The organism is Idiomarina sp. UBA4206 (genome assembly GCF_002383015.1).
Classification (GTDB): domain Bacteria; phylum Pseudomonadota; class Gammaproteobacteria; order Enterobacterales; family Alteromonadaceae; genus Idiomarina; species Idiomarina abyssalis.
In genome coordinates this window covers 80702-94095 of the sequence record NZ_DFTS01000009.1, presented here as the reverse complement: position 1 = coordinate 94095, position 13394 = coordinate 80702, and the positions used below count along the sequence as shown (strand labels likewise).

General features: G+C 47.4%; 15 protein-coding genes. 1 reads left to right on the top strand and 14 read right to left on the bottom strand.

All coding sequences use genetic code 11. From position 1 onward, the window contains the following. From B3180_RS01895 to rluD, 3 genes are all read right to left on the bottom strand, one after another. A partial coding sequence (locus tag B3180_RS01895; RefSeq protein WP_286842621.1) for a Clp protease N-terminal domain-containing protein occupies positions 1-1916 on the bottom strand: 1916 nt, incomplete at its 3' end. A gap of 72 nt (positions 1917-1988) precedes the next feature. Continuing rightward, positions 1989-2711: a peptidoglycan editing factor PgeF gene (gene pgeF / locus B3180_RS01890; protein WP_233399238.1), complete on the bottom strand. Its 723-nt coding sequence runs from the start codon at positions 2709-2711 to the stop codon at positions 1989-1991. Continuing rightward, positions 2683-3651 (bottom strand): 23S rRNA pseudouridine(1911/1915/1917) synthase RluD, encoded by a 969-nt coding sequence (rluD, locus tag B3180_RS01885; RefSeq protein WP_199495206.1) that lies wholly within the window; start codon positions 3649-3651, stop codon positions 2683-2685. The genes pgeF and rluD overlap by 29 nt, the downstream gene beginning before the upstream one ends. A 111-nt stretch (positions 3652-3762) precedes the next feature. Here rluD and B3180_RS01880 point away from each other — a divergent pair, with 111 nt between their 5' ends. Further along, complete coding sequence (locus tag B3180_RS01880; protein ID WP_199496408.1) at positions 3763-4533, top strand: outer membrane protein assembly factor BamD; 771 nt, start codon at positions 3763-3765, stop codon at positions 4531-4533. A gap of 27 nt (positions 4534-4560) precedes the next feature. On the opposite strand, the gene glnB is transcribed toward B3180_RS01880, so the two are convergent. From glnB to B3180_RS01825, 11 genes are all read right to left on the bottom strand, one after another. Further along, positions 4561-4899, bottom strand: a complete 339-nt coding sequence (glnB, locus tag B3180_RS01875; RefSeq protein ID WP_054490674.1) for a nitrogen regulatory protein P-II — start codon at positions 4897-4899, stop codon at positions 4561-4563. 10 nt (positions 4900-4909) lie between these two features. Continuing rightward, entirely contained in the window at positions 4910-6541 is a 1632-nt protein-coding gene (locus B3180_RS01870) for an NAD+ synthase (protein ID WP_222236641.1), read from the bottom strand. An 88-nt stretch (positions 6542-6629) separates the two neighbouring features. Continuing rightward, a complete protein-coding gene (gene flhB, locus B3180_RS01865; RefSeq protein ID WP_222236640.1) occupies positions 6630-7757 on the bottom strand; it encodes a flagellar biosynthesis protein FlhB in 1128 nt (375 codons plus the stop codon). Between the two features lie 30 nt (positions 7758-7787). Next, entirely contained in the window at positions 7788-8573 is a 786-nt protein-coding gene (gene fliR, locus B3180_RS01860) for a flagellar biosynthetic protein FliR (RefSeq protein WP_199495137.1), read from the bottom strand. Further along, complete coding sequence (fliQ, locus tag B3180_RS01855) at positions 8573-8842, bottom strand: flagellar biosynthesis protein FliQ (RefSeq protein WP_054490666.1); 270 nt, start codon at positions 8840-8842, stop codon at positions 8573-8575. Before fliQ ends, fliR begins: the two co-directional genes overlap by 1 nt. Positions 8843-8850: 8 nt before the next feature. After that, the gene (gene fliP / locus B3180_RS01850; protein ID WP_054490664.1) at positions 8851-9597 is read right to left on the bottom strand and encodes a flagellar type III secretion system pore protein FliP; all 747 of its coding nucleotides are present in this window, start codon (positions 9595-9597) and stop codon (positions 8851-8853) included. Next, entirely contained in the window at positions 9594-9923 is a 330-nt protein-coding gene (gene fliO / locus B3180_RS01845) for a flagellar biosynthetic protein FliO (protein ID WP_054490662.1), read from the bottom strand. The genes fliP and fliO overlap by 4 nt, the downstream gene beginning before the upstream one ends. Before the next feature lies 1 nt (position 9924). Continuing rightward, positions 9925-10380 carry a flagellar motor switch protein FliN gene (gene fliN / locus B3180_RS01840; RefSeq protein WP_278356494.1) on the bottom strand — a complete coding sequence of 152 codons (456 nt, stop codon included), beginning with the start codon at positions 10378-10380 and terminating at the stop codon, positions 9925-9927. A 31-nt stretch (positions 10381-10411) separates the two neighbouring features. Continuing rightward, positions 10412-11476 (bottom strand): flagellar motor switch protein FliM, encoded by a 1065-nt coding sequence (gene fliM, locus B3180_RS01835; protein WP_054490690.1) that lies wholly within the window; start codon positions 11474-11476, stop codon positions 10412-10414. 16 nt (positions 11477-11492) lie between these two features. Beyond that, the gene (gene fliL / locus B3180_RS01830) at positions 11493-12029 is read right to left on the bottom strand and encodes a flagellar basal body-associated protein FliL (RefSeq protein WP_278358169.1); all 537 of its coding nucleotides are present in this window, start codon (positions 12027-12029) and stop codon (positions 11493-11495) included. A gap of 68 nt (positions 12030-12097) precedes the next feature. Beyond that, positions 12098-13394 (bottom strand): flagellar hook-length control protein FliK (locus B3180_RS01825; protein WP_286842604.1); only part of this gene is annotated, 1297 nt, incomplete at its 5' end.

Sequence of the window (13394 nt, the reverse complement as noted above, 5' to 3'; positions counted from 1 at the left end):
TCCATGAACTCGGACATATCAATACGTACCATCGCATGGTCAGTATCAAACATGAAGTTCGCTAAAGCCTTAGATAATTCTGTTTTACCCACACCGGTTGGACCAAGGAATAAGAATGAACCAATAGGACGGTTTGGATCCCCAAGCCCCGCGCGTGAACGGCGAATGGCATTGGAAACCGCATCTACGGCTTCATTTTGACCCACTACCCGACTGTGGATTTGTTCTTCCATCTGCAACAGCTTTTCGCGCTCGCCTTCGAGCATTCTGTTAACCGGAATCCCAGTCCAGCGTGACAATACGTCAGCAATTTCTTCTTCGGTAACACGGTTTTTGAGCAAGCTCATATCCTGCATTTCAGCCTGCAAGGCTAAATCCAGCTGACGTTCGAGTTCAGGAATACGACCATACTGAAGTTCAGACATACGATTTAAGTCACCGGCGCGGCGAGCAATGTCCATATCGGTACGAGCCTGTTCTAACTGAGCTTTAATATGTTGGGTACCTTGTACTGCCGCTTTCTCTGTATTCCAGACCTCTTCCAGTTCTTCGTATTTACGTTCTTGTTCATCAAGCTCGTCGTGCAGAATTTCCAGGCGTTTCTTGCTGGCATCATCTTTTTCTTTCTGTAACGCCTGACGTTCAAGCTTCAATTGAATAATCCGGCGCTCCAGACGATCTAAATCTTCCGGCTTAGAGTCGATTTGCATACGAATACTTGATGCCGCCTCGTCAATTAAGTCGATGGCCTTATCCGGCAGTTTACGGTCACTGATATAACGGTGCGATAAAGACGCCGCGGCCACAATGGCTGGGTCTGTAATTTCCACCGAATGGTGTAGTTCGTAGCGCTCTTTCAAACCACGTAAAATAGCAATGGTGTCTTCCACGTTCGGTTCTTCCACCAGAACTTTCTGGAAGCGTCGTTCAAGTGCTGCATCTTTTTCAATATACTGACGGTATTCATCCAGCGTAGTAGCACCGACACAGTGCAGTTCGCCACGCGCCAAGGCAGGCTTCAACATGTTGCCGGCATCCATCGCACCGTCCGCTTTACCAGCACCAACCATGGTGTGCATCTCGTCAATGAACAAAATGATGCGGCCTTCTTCTTTAGAAAGCTCGGTTAATACAGCTTTGAGTCGCTCCTCAAATTCACCGCGGAATTTCGCCCCCGCTAATAAAGCCCCTAAATCCAGAGACAATACTCGTTTATGCTTTAAGCCTTCAGGCACTTCACCGTTGACGATGCGCTGTGCCAGTCCTTCAACAATGGCGGTTTTACCGACACCGGGGTCACCAATAAGTACCGGGTTGTTTTTAGTACGGCGCTGCAATACCTGAATCGTCCGACGAATTTCTTCATCACGGCCAATAACAGGGTCTAGCTTGCCCTGCTCCGCACGTTCCGTTAAATCTATAGTGTACTTGTCCAGCGCCTGGCGTTTATCTTCGGCATTAGGGTCATCCACTTTTTCACCATCGCGAATATCGTTAATGGCTTTTTCCAGCGCATCACGTTTTATGCCCTGCTGACGAAAAATATCCCCCAGCTTACCTTTATCTTCCGTTGCAGCCAGTAAAAACAGTTCGGACGAAATGTACGAGTCATTTCGTTTCTGCGCGTACTTATCACACAGGTTTAAAAGTTGAGCTGTGTTCTGTGACAGCTGAACGTCACCGCCTGTACCCTCAACCTGAGGTAACGCATCCAGAGCTTTCGACAGGTTTGCTCTGAACTGGGGGATATCCACGCTCAGCATCGTGAATAAAGGGCGAACTGAGCCACCGTTTTGATCCAACAGTGCCTGCATTAAATGGACGGGTTCTATGAATTGATGGTCACGTCCCAGAGCAATTGACTGAGCATCAGCAATTGCCATCTGAAACTTACTGGTAAACTTATCGTGTCGCATCGGTACTTCCTCACTTAATTCTTTCGTTAAGTTAGATGTGGGTACTTTTTGCGCATTTTCAAGTGACTAAAATTAATTTCGCCAAATAATTGACGCAAATCTTGCTACAGCTTTTTCTTTACGCCACGAATACCAGCTTGTGTTATTGCCGACCGTACATTCGCCGCTTTTGGTAATACCCTTGACTCCCGAACGCAAACATTCGTCCGCTGCAATTGAGGCTAGATCAGCCAACCATTTATTGCTAGGTTGAGAAAGAAAATATCCCGCATTAAATGAATGACGTGCAACGAACGCATCTCTTACGTCATCACCTACTTCAAAAGCCGGAGCGCCGATAGACGGTCCTATCCAAATGCGAATGTTAGCCGCTGGCGTTTTAAAATTTGCCAACGCATTTTGTAATACTCCGTCGGCTAAACCCCGCCAACCTGCGTGCACTGCTGCAATCTCCTTTCCGTCATCTGAACAACAAAGAATAGGCAGACAGTCTGCGGTTAAAACTGCACAGACACTCTGGGGTAGGTCACTGTAGGCAGCATCCGCAACAGCGGACTTAAAAGGCCAACGCAAAACCCTATTCGTATGTTGTTGTTGCAACCAGGTAACCGCGGTTGGCAGTTTGAGTGAACGCTGCAGTTGTCGGCGACGTAGCAGAACAGCAGCCGGGTCGTCTCCCACATGAACCGCTAAATTGCCAAACTCTCTGGTTGTCACTGCCGCATGAACGTTCGGCGGCAGTTCCCAGTCCGGCGTTAAAATGGCTTCATGCCGATTTAAAGCGTTCGTTATCAATTCGCAACTCTTCAATCAAATATTGAAAATCTGTGGGGCGCGGAACATTAAACTCCAGCCAGTCCCCGGTAATGGGGTGGTGCAAGCCCAGCGATGCCGCATGCAAAGCCTGGCGGTTAAATCCTCGCAAAGTTTGTAATAGACGATCTTCGGCCTGCTTCGGCGGACGCGGCCGGCCACCATAAGTTAAATCACCGACCAACGGGTGGCGAATATGCGCCATATGTACGCGGATCTGGTGAGTTCGACCGGACTCTAAGCGCAAACGCAATAACGTATGTGCCCTATAACGGTCCAACACACGATAATGAGTAACCGCCGGTTTCCCAGACTGCACAACTGCCATATGTGTGCGCTTCGTCGGATGTCGTCCAATAGGTTCATCAACCATACCACCCGCCGTCATAACGCCGTTACAAACAGCCTCGTACTCACGAGTGATTTCCCGCGCCTGCATCATTGACACTAATTGAGTCTGCGCCGGTACATTACGCGCTACCACCATTAATCCGGTGGTATCTTTGTCTAAACGATGAATAATTCCCGCCCGTGGCACTAAGTCGAGTTGTGGATCATAGTGCAGCAAACCGTTTAATAAGGTTCTGTCTGGTGCACCGGCTCCGGGGTGAACAACGAGCCCTGCCGGTTTGTTAATAACCAGGATATCCTCGTCTTCATAAACGATATCCAGTTCTACCGGTTGCGCTTCGTGCCGCTCTTCACTTTCAATTTCAGCGTCAACAGCAACTAAAGTTCCGGCCACCACTTTTTCTCGTGGTTTTTCGACAACTTTAGTATCAACGGTCACTTTTCCATCAGTTATCCAGCTTTTTAGCCTTGACCGGGAGTAGTCGGGGAACAACTCTGCAAGTGCCTGGTCTAATCTTTTTCCAGCCAGAGACTCGGTAACAATGGCTTCTAATTCAATGCTTTTGTTCATATATTGGGTTTCGACTGTCAAAGCCTTTACGGCTGCGTTAGAATGCAAGAATATGCTAGTGTAACGGTTTGCCGGTGCAGCGCCAAAAAAATAAAGGGAATCCTTCATAATATGTTTAGTAATAAGTTAGGCCGAAGCGTCGTTTTATCATCGGTTCTGGGGTTAATGTTAGCGGGTTGCTCAAGTCAATCAGAAGAAGAACAGGTGTCAAAAACACAAATAGAAGCTATGTATGACCAGGCTCAGGAGAGCATGTCTAACGGCAACTTAAATTTGGCACAAGAACAATTGTCGAACCTTAACCGCCGTTATCCTTTTGGTCCTTTCGCTCATCAAATTCAGTTAGACCTTATCTATCTACACTACAAGTTAGATAATACTGATGAAGCTCTGGCCGCTATCGATCGCTTTATTAGCCTCAATCCAAACCATAAAGATGTGGATTACGCGCTTTACATGCGCGGACTGGTAAACCAGAGAGCGGAACATAATGCGATACACGAACTCGCAGGTGTTGATCGTTCCGATCGTGACTCTTCGATGGCTCAGGAAGCGTTTAAAGATTTTGCTGAACTCATCCGCAAGTATCCGGATAGTGAGTACGCAGCAGACGCTAAACAACGTTTAATTGCATTGAAAAGCCGTTTAGCTAAGAAAGAATTGGCTATTGCGCAATACTATATGGAGCGCCAGGCTTATTTAGCAGCAGCTAACCGTGGACGTTATGTATTAGAACACTTCTCGGACACCCCGGAAGTAGAAAACGCATTAGCCATTATGGTAGAAAGTTACGATCAGCTTGAATTGCCTGAATTACGTGAAGACGCAATGAAGGTATTGCGAGCTAACTTTCCGAATAATCAGTTAGTTTCAGCTCGCTAGTTTTAACTATTCATTAGACGCGGTAATTTATACCGCGTCTTCGTTTTCCTCTCCGGTACGAATACGAATAACCCGTTCAATATCGGTAATAAAAATTTTGCCATCACCAATTTTACCGGTCTGAGCCGTTTCCATTATCGCCTCAATACAACGCTCAACTTCGCTGTCAGCAACCACAACTTCCAGTTTCACTTTGGGCAGGAAATCGACCATATACTCAGCGCCCCGATAAAGCTCGGTGTGACCTTTTTGACGACCAAAGCCTTTTACCTCTGATACCGTCATACCAGCAATTCCAACCTCAGACAGCGCTTCACGCACATCGTCTAATTTAAACGGTTTAATAATGGCTTCAACTTTTTTCATCAGTGTTGTCCTATTGACCTTGTCGCTGTAATTCATGGCGATAGTGACTGGTAATAGGGTAACGACGATCTTTACCAAAATTACGAGGCGTTACTTTAGGGCCAACTGCAGATTGTCTGCGTTTATATTCATTCAGATCCACTAAACGAATAACCCGACGCACATCATCTTCTGCAAACCCTGCCGCAACAATATCGGTTACCGACCAGTCCCTCTCTACATACAATGCCAGAATGCGATCTAAATCGCTATAGTCGGGTAGAGAATCAGAATCGACCTGGTCTGGTGCTAACTCAGCCGAAGGAGGCCTGTCGATGACACGTTGCGGGATGCACGAACCACGACTATTTCTGAACTCAGCCAATTGATAAACCAGTAATTTCGGAATGTCTTTAATTGGCGCAAACCCGCCGCACATATCGCCGTATAAAGTGGCATAACCGACAGCCATTTCACTTTTATTGCCCGTTGCTAGCACAAGCGAACCGGTCTTATTCGACAAGGCCATAAGCAATACGCCGCGGCAACGCGACTGTAAGTTTTCTTCTGTGGTGTCGGTTTCAGTTTCACCGAATAACGGCGACAGTTGATTCATAAATTCGTCAAACATAGGTTCAATCGGCACCACATCATAACGAACACCCAGCGTTTTCGCCTGCTGTTCTGCGTCTTCCAGACTCATATCCGAGGTATAACGAAACGGCATCATTACGGCATGAACTTTATCGGCACCTAAAGCGTCACTGGCAATTGCCAGGGTTAGTGCTGAATCAATACCGCCCGACAAGCCCAGAGCCACTCCGGAAAAGCCATTTTTAGTGACGTAATCACGCACAGCTAATACCAACGCATCGTATACATGAGCCAGGTCGTTCTGCTCAGCCTGAGCTTCAAATCCGTTACATACAACCTGGTTATCTTCGTAAACCACGGTTGCTGTAGTCATTTGGCAATGTGGCAACTCAGCCACCAACTTACCTTCTGCGTCGATAACCAAAGAGTGCCCATCAAAGACGAGCTCATCCTGAGCGCCGCAGTTATTCAGGTATAAAATGGGCTTGCCGGCTTCGGCAACACGCTGTTTCAGTACACCCAGACGTTGTTCGTGCTTGTTAAGCTCGTAAGGCGAAGCATTAATTGACAGCACAAGATCGATATCGTCATCCAACAATTGCTGTAACGGTTGTGGATGCCATAGATCCTCACAAATTTGTAGGCCGATACGAACACCCTGCCATTCAAACACTTGACTCTGATGCCCCGGAATAAAGTAGCGCTGCTCATCGAAAACACCATAGTTTGGCAGGCGTTGTTTAAAATAGCGCAACAAACATTCTCCACGATGTAAAACCGACATCGCATTAAATAACTCTCCGCCTATAGCCTGAGGATGACCAACAATGACAACGCATTCAGATGCCGCTGCACTGATTTGCTCAACCGCATTATCGACCGCCTGATGTAAGTCTTCGCGGAACAGGAGATCCTCTGGCGGATAACCCGTAATAGCCAGCTCAGGAAAGACAATAATATCGTGTTGTGCGCCCTGTTCACGTAAGGTTTTAAGAATTAAGGCGGTGTTGTTGTGAATGGCGCCAACCGTAAAGTCCAGCTGTGCCATGCACAATGAAAGTTTTGCCATAACTGCTCAGTCCAAATTTGCCATTGCCGATATCGGCCCGAATGGGGCGGAATGATATAGCAGCCCGTCCCAACGCGCAAATGATGGATTAATAGCGCAGGTCATCCGGAATGTCTTTATCGGTCGGTGGCTTCTTAGGACGCTTAGCCTGACCTTGCTTAAACATACGCAACTGATAGACATAAGCCAGAATTTGCGCCACTGCCACAAACAGGCCTTTGGGAATTTCTTTCTCAAGTTCTGTGGTGTGATAAATTGATCGGGCAAGTCCCGGTGAAGCAACCAGAGGGATTTCATATTCCAGCGCAATTTCCCGGATTTTCGCTGCCGTTTCATCGGTTCCTTTTGCCAGCAAGACAGGCGCCTGAGCGCCTCCGTCTTCATATTTTAACGCGACCGCGTAATGCGTCGGGTTGGTTACCACAACATCAGCTTTCGGCACTTCCTGCATCATTCGGCGATTAGCCATCTCCATCTGCAAACGACGAATACGGCCTTTAACTTCAGGACTCCCTTCCGTGTCTTTATGTTCGTCTTTCACTTCCTGCTTGCTCATTCTTAAGTCTTTATTGTGCTTCCAAAGTTGGAACGGCGCATCAATAACGACAATTAAAAACATTGAGCAACTCAGCAGTAAAAACATCCAGAGAAGCGTATCCAAGGCATTGCCTATCATGGTTGGCATCTGGCCCATAGACATCTGCAATATGTCGACAAACTGCCATTTCAACAAGAAGTATGCCGAAACCGCGACCACCATAAACTTAGCAATAGCTTTGACTAACTCCACCAGCGCCTGAACACCAAACATGCGCTTAAAACCGTTAAGCGGACTCATTCGGTTAGCCTTGGGTGCCATTGCCTGAGCAGAGAAGTTAATTCCGCCAAGCCAGCTATTGCCGAGAAAGGTAAAAACAACAATGAAAGCGAAAATGGTCAATATCGGCCACATCACCTCACCAAAAGCTATCGCAAAAGCTTCATAAATTTTGGTGGTATCAAAGGCCTGTTGTCGGTCAATGGTGAACATAGTCTCAAAGACATTCCGCACGCCGCGATACAGCGCCCCACCAAACCAAAAGAAAGCGACCGCTGCGCTTACCAGCACAAAGGCAGTTCCCATCTCCTTAGAACGAGCAATTTGCCCTTTTTCACGGGCCTGCTGTTTTCGTCGCTCCGTGGGGTCTTCAGTACGTTCCTGATCGGTCTCAGCCATACCTATTAGCCTTTGTCAGAGAGGGTCCATTTAAGCGCATTGACTACCCAGTATTTCACACATGGTCTGTACCACACGTGCCCACTGATTCTCGAAATGAAAAATAAAGCCGCCCATGGTCAGCCAAATCACCACAAGCCCACTGACCATGGTAATAGGGAAACCTATCGCAAATATGTTCAACTGAGGGGCAGCACGAGTCATAACACCGAAGCTCAAATTGATAAGCAGTAAAGCAATGACTCCGGACAACATTGCCGTTAACGCCGCAGAGAACATATAGACCGCCCAGTCAGCAACCGCATATAAAGCATCGGCATCAAGTCCCGACATTCCAACGGGTATCGCATCAAAGCTGGCAACCACCATATGAATCATTAGCAAATGGCCGTCGAATGCCAGAAAAACCAAACTGGCCAACATTAAAAAGAACTGCGCAATAACCGGTACCTGCTGGCCGTTGGTGGGGTCGACCATAGACGCAAAGCCCAGGCCAATCTGCATCGCAATGATCTGTCCACCTAAAACAAAGGTCTGCAGAAATAGAATAGAGAGCAAGCCCAGGGCAACACCAATAACAACTTGTTGAGCCGTTACCACAAAGCCGCCGACCGACATCATTTCAACACCGGCATCAACCTCCGGCAGTGCCGGCGATACAGCAAGAATAATAGCTAAAGATAAGAAGATCTTAATACGGGAGTTAACGATGGTGCCGGAAAAAAGTGCCATGCTCATTATCATTGAAGACACCCGGGTCAAAGGCCACAGGTGCTGCTCCAACCACTCGAGCACAACGGAGGTTACCAGATCCATCAGCCGACCACTTCGGGTATCCGGTTAAACATCTCTATGGTGAAGTCCATCACCGTCTCTGTCAGAAAATGCCCACCAAGGCCAATAACCGCAAGAGTGACTAATAGGCGCGGTAAAAAACTTAATGTTTGTTCGTTAATTGACGTAGCCGCCTGGAAAACGGCGACCACCAGACCAACCAACAGGCCCGGCACGATAATAAAAGCCACCATAATGACAATTGTCTTTAAGGCTTCCTGGAAAATGTCGAGAAACATTTCTGGTGACATAGTGCCTCCTAGACCCCGAAACTTCCGGCCAGGGTACTCATGGTTAAACTCCAGCCATCAACCAGCACAAACAACATGAGCTTGAAGGGTAGCGAAACAATCATGGGGGACAACATCATCATACCCATGGCCATGAGAACACTGGCAACCACCAGGTCAATGATCAAAAACGGAATAAAGAGCATGAAACCTATTTGAAAGGCGGTTTTGAGCTCGGAGGTAATAAAAGACGGAATAAGTACCGACATGGGCACATCCTCCGGTTCTTCCACACCTTCTGTGCCCGAAATTTCTACAAAAGTTTCTAAATCCGTTAACCGCGTCTGCGCCAGCATAAAGGCCTTTATTGGAGCCTTAGCTCTGTCGACAGCCTCCATCGACTGTATCTCTTCATTTAAGTACGGTTGCAGCGCTTTGTCATTTATTTCGTTCAGTACCGGCGTCATAATAAAAAAGCTGAGAAATAACGCGATACCCAGCAACACCTGATTAGAAGGCGATTGCTGCAGACCAATTGCCTGACGCAAAATGGCCAGAACAATAATAATTCGGGTAAACGACGTCATCATGATGACCATGGCAGGAATGAAGGTCAGTGCCGTCATTATTGCCAGAATTTGCAGGGTTACGGAATACTCTTCACTTCCATCCGGATTTGTTTTCACCGTAACGGCGGAAATATCCTGCCAGGCAAATGCCTGATCCGGCAGCAAACACAAAAGGGTTAAAATACTAAGCCACAACCAGCGGTTCATTGTTCTTCTTTTCCTTCCAGGTTGATATCGCTCGGGAGTTCTTTTAAGCAGTCGATGCGTTGTTGGGTAACACCAAGCAACAGTTTTTGTCCACCCACTTCAACAATCACTAACCGCTCTTTTGTTCCTAAAGATACGCTACTCAATACTTTCATGCCAGACGCGCCCTGAAACTTCAGGTTAAAGCGCTTTAAAAGCGAAGCCAACACAACTATCACCGCCAAAACGGCAAAAAGCGCCAAAACCATGGCGCCTATGTCATTGCCCGAGATAATGCCGGCTTTCTCTTCTGTCTGAGCGTATGCTGCAGAAGGAATAAGCAGCAAACTAGCGAAGCTTACGAATACGTTCAATCTGACTAATAACATCGGTTAAGCGTATCCCGAATTTATCATTAACAACAACCACCTCGCCGTGTGCTATCAAGGTGCCATTAACCAGTACGTCTAATGGTTCACCGGCAACACGTTCCAGCTCAACCACAGAGCCCTGGTTCAATTGCAGCAAATTACGAATGCTGATTTGGCTACGGCCAACTTCCATTGAAATCGTGACCGGAATATCAAGAATCGCATCCAGCTTGCGTTTTTCTTCTTCGGTTACAGGCTTATCTTCACTAAGCTCTTCCAACTCGGCGGTTTGCACGTTATCCATACCCGAATGACTTGACGCTTTTCCGCCATCTTCATTCGCTTCAGATTCGCCGCCTTCTTCGTCTTCAGCAGCTGCCTGTTCAGCCATTGCTGCTTCCCAGTCATCCATATCTTTATCATCGTTACTCATGTTGCAACCTCACTTTCTCAAGCAGCAATTATTATAAATCAATGTCTTCTTCTAACTGTTGCAGCTCGGCGTCACCACCTATACGGCGACCACCACGCGTCAACATATGAATATCAGACTTAACGGTTTCAGGACGTTTAATTTTCTCTGAAATTTTCAGAGCAACGTTGTCTCTTGAACGCCCCATTTTTGCGTGGAAGGTCGGTAAGTCCTCAATGAGCACGGTTAAATCATCCGGTAACTCAAGTGGAATAACATCCCCTTCCCGCAGCTCCATCACTTCTCGCAAGGACATTTCGGTTTGCGCCAGTTTGGCAATCATTTCTACCGGAACATCCATAATTTCGTCACGCAGCGCCTTACTCCAGCGCATATCGGTATCTTCTTTATCCGACTGCACACCAGCATCGAGCAGCTCGCGAATGGGTTCCAGCATTGAATAAGGCAAAGCAATATGGAAGTCACCACCGCCGCCGTCCAGCTCAATATGGAAGGAGCTAATGACAATAACCTCGGTCGGACTCACTATGTTTGCCATGGCCGGGTTCACTTCAGAATCCAGATACTCAAAGCCAACATCCATTACCGGTGCCCAGGCTTCTTTGTAGTCTTCAAAGACAAGCTTGAGCAGCATTTGGATAATGCGGCGTTCCGTAGGCGTAAATTCGCGCCCTTCAATTTTTGCGTGGTAACGTCCGTCACCACCAAAAAAGTTATCCACCAGAATAAAAACTAAACGCGCTTCCATGGTAATTAGCGCCGTCCCTTTTAACGGACGAAAACGCACCATGTTTAAACTGGTTGGCACGAACAAGGTATGCACGTACTCACCAAATTTAATCATCTGGACGCCGTTAATCGACACTTCTGCTGTGCGCCGCATCATGTTAAATAAGCTGACCCGCATATGACGGGCAAAACGCTCATTAACAATTTCCAGCGTTGGCATACGACCACGGACAATTCTATCTTGCGATGAAAAGTCATAATCGAGCGCATCCGCAGAAGCGGACTGTTTCTCTGTATCCTCTTCCTCAACGTCATCGACGCCATGCAACAGCGCGTCAATTTCGTCTTGAGATAGTAAGTCACTCACCGCCATAATAGCTCACTTATTGCATTACCAAGCTGGTAAATAAAACCTGTTCCACAACCGGCTTCCCGGTCACTTCTTCGAGCGCAGAGCGCACTTCAGTGAGTGCTAACTCACGCAGCTGACCTTTACCCTCAGCTGTCTTTAATCTGTCCGCTGTTGACGAAGAAAATACCTCGTGTAAGGTTCCTTCAATGAGCGGAATATGCTTTTTCGCCAGTTCTTCATTTTCCTCACCGCGAACCATAAGTTGTGCTTTAATCTGCACGGTTCGTTCACGTGAGTCGCCCGGAACAATAAAGACAAACGCCCGTGGCATGCCCACATAGAGCGCATTACCGACTTCCGGTCGCGACGACGAAGACGGCGCTGGCGAGCCACTTCCAATTGTCGCCGGTTCATCCGAAGACGACGAACCGCCAAATAACCAAAGAACGAGCACGACAGTCACGATTAAAACAATACCGATAATGCCGGACAGTATTAATTTCTTCTTTTTGCCGCCAGCTTTTTCTTCAGTTTGTTCTTCTTCGTTATCGTTTTTATCTTCTGCCATGCGTTATGTCCTGTGTCACTGTCTAATAACAGTTACTATAGCTTGATCGTTACTTTAGTTATACCGTTTCAAACATAGAAATCGACCTGCCCGTCGGCAAGAACTTTACCTTCATCCAAAGCAATTTCGCCCTCTACGGCCCAGTCTTCTGACTCTTCAGCTGAACCACCCTGGCCACCGGCAGTGCGTTCGCCTTCTTTACTTTGTTCACCCACCTGAGTGTCGGCTAAGTCGATGCCCTGTTGTTCTAACATCTCACGCAGACGCGGCATTGCCGTTTCTATTGCATCTTTGGCTTGTGCACTTTGCACCTGAAACTGCACCGAAGCCTGTTCACCACTCATATTAACCCGAATCTGAACACTGCCAAGCTCGGGCGGATCCAGACGTATATCCGCTCGCTGAATATTGCGGCTCATCATAATGTTGATGCGCTCCTGCAATTTTTGCGATGCTTCTGTCTGCTGCAAGTCCAGAGGACGCTGCAGAGCCTGCAAAGTATTAGTTTGACCCGATTCGTTAGCCGCTACAGTACCTTGTGTCGTAGACACCATCTGACCTTGTATTGCGCGAGCCGCGTTAGCATCAGCCAGAGCATCAGTGTTGTTTCTGAACACCTGATTCTGTTGTGCTGAATCAGGCAACTTAGTATCGACATCGACCGCGTTGGCTAAGCCTTCGGCTTTGCTTGCAGGCTGTTTGCTGTCACTACCCTTAATAGCAGTATCGCCAGCCTCAGCTTTTTCTTTACCAGACTTAGCGTTAGTGGCCGTTATAACAGACTCTGTACCTTTTGACTGTTCGGCTACCTTTATTGGCTCCGCCGCTTTTTCACTATGTCCGGTGCGGCCTTTTAATAATTGTCGTATTTCTGCCAAAAGCTGTTCTGCTTTGGCCGCCTGCTCTTTGCTCAACACCTGGGACTTATCAGTGTCATTATTCTGACCAGCTAAAAGCTGACGTAGCTCAGCGGTAAATTGCTGTAATTTTTTCTGTTCCGCCAGGCTCAGTTCACTATTTTCGCCTTTCGACTTTTGTGCCGAAACCTGCTGCTCCAACTGTTTCAATAGGGTGAGCAATTCTTCCGAGCTTTGCGGCTTGGTTGCTCCCTTATCAACAGAATGCTGTGCAATAGCTTGCTCGGCCGCCTGGTTCAACGCCTGAGTCAGCGCCTTTTCATTACCGACCAATAACTTATCCGCATCGGCTTTCGGTAACATAGGCTCCATTAAGTTAACAATGAACTTACCCGCATCTTCTACCGCTTCACCGGCATTTTCACCCTGTTCAACGGCTTGTATCATCTGCTGCAATTTTGACTGTAACGCTTGCTTGTCTTTATCCGTCATGCCGGCCAGCAATTGA

Bases quoted from the DNA above. Each gene is read 5' to 3' on its own strand.
- fliQ (WP_054490666.1), bottom strand. From the start codon at position 8,842: ATGTCACCAGAAATGTTTCTCGACATTTTCCAGGAAGCCTTAAAGACA.
- fliR (WP_199495137.1), bottom strand. From the start codon at position 8,573: ATGGATCTGGTAACCTCCGTTGTGCTCGAGTGGTTGGAGCAGCACCTG.
- B3180_RS01880 (WP_199496408.1), top strand. From the start codon at position 3,763: ATGTTTAGTAATAAGTTAGGCCGAAGCGTCGTTTTATCATCGGTTCTG.
- rluD (WP_199495206.1), bottom strand. From the start codon at position 3,651: ATGAACAAAAGCATTGAATTAGAAGCCATTGTTACCGAGTCTCTGGCT.
- fliP (WP_054490664.1), bottom strand. From the start codon at position 9,597: ATGAACCGCTGGTTGTGGCTTAGTATTTTAACCCTTTTGTGTTTGCTG.
- fliN (WP_278356494.1), bottom strand. From the start codon at position 10,380: ATGAGTAACGATGATAAAGATATGGATGACTGGGAAGCAGCAATGGCT.
- fliL (WP_278358169.1), bottom strand. From the start codon at position 12,029: ATGGCAGAAGATAAAAACGATAACGAAGAAGAACAAACTGAAGAAAAA.
- B3180_RS01870 (WP_222236641.1), bottom strand. From the start codon at position 6,541: ATGGCAAAACTTTCATTGTGCATGGCACAGCTGGACTTTACGGTTGGC.
- glnB (WP_054490674.1), bottom strand. From the start codon at position 4,899: ATGAAAAAAGTTGAAGCCATTATTAAACCGTTTAAATTAGACGATGTG.
- flhB (WP_222236640.1), bottom strand. From the start codon at position 7,757: ATGGCTGAGACCGATCAGGAACGTACTGAAGACCCCACGGAGCGACGA.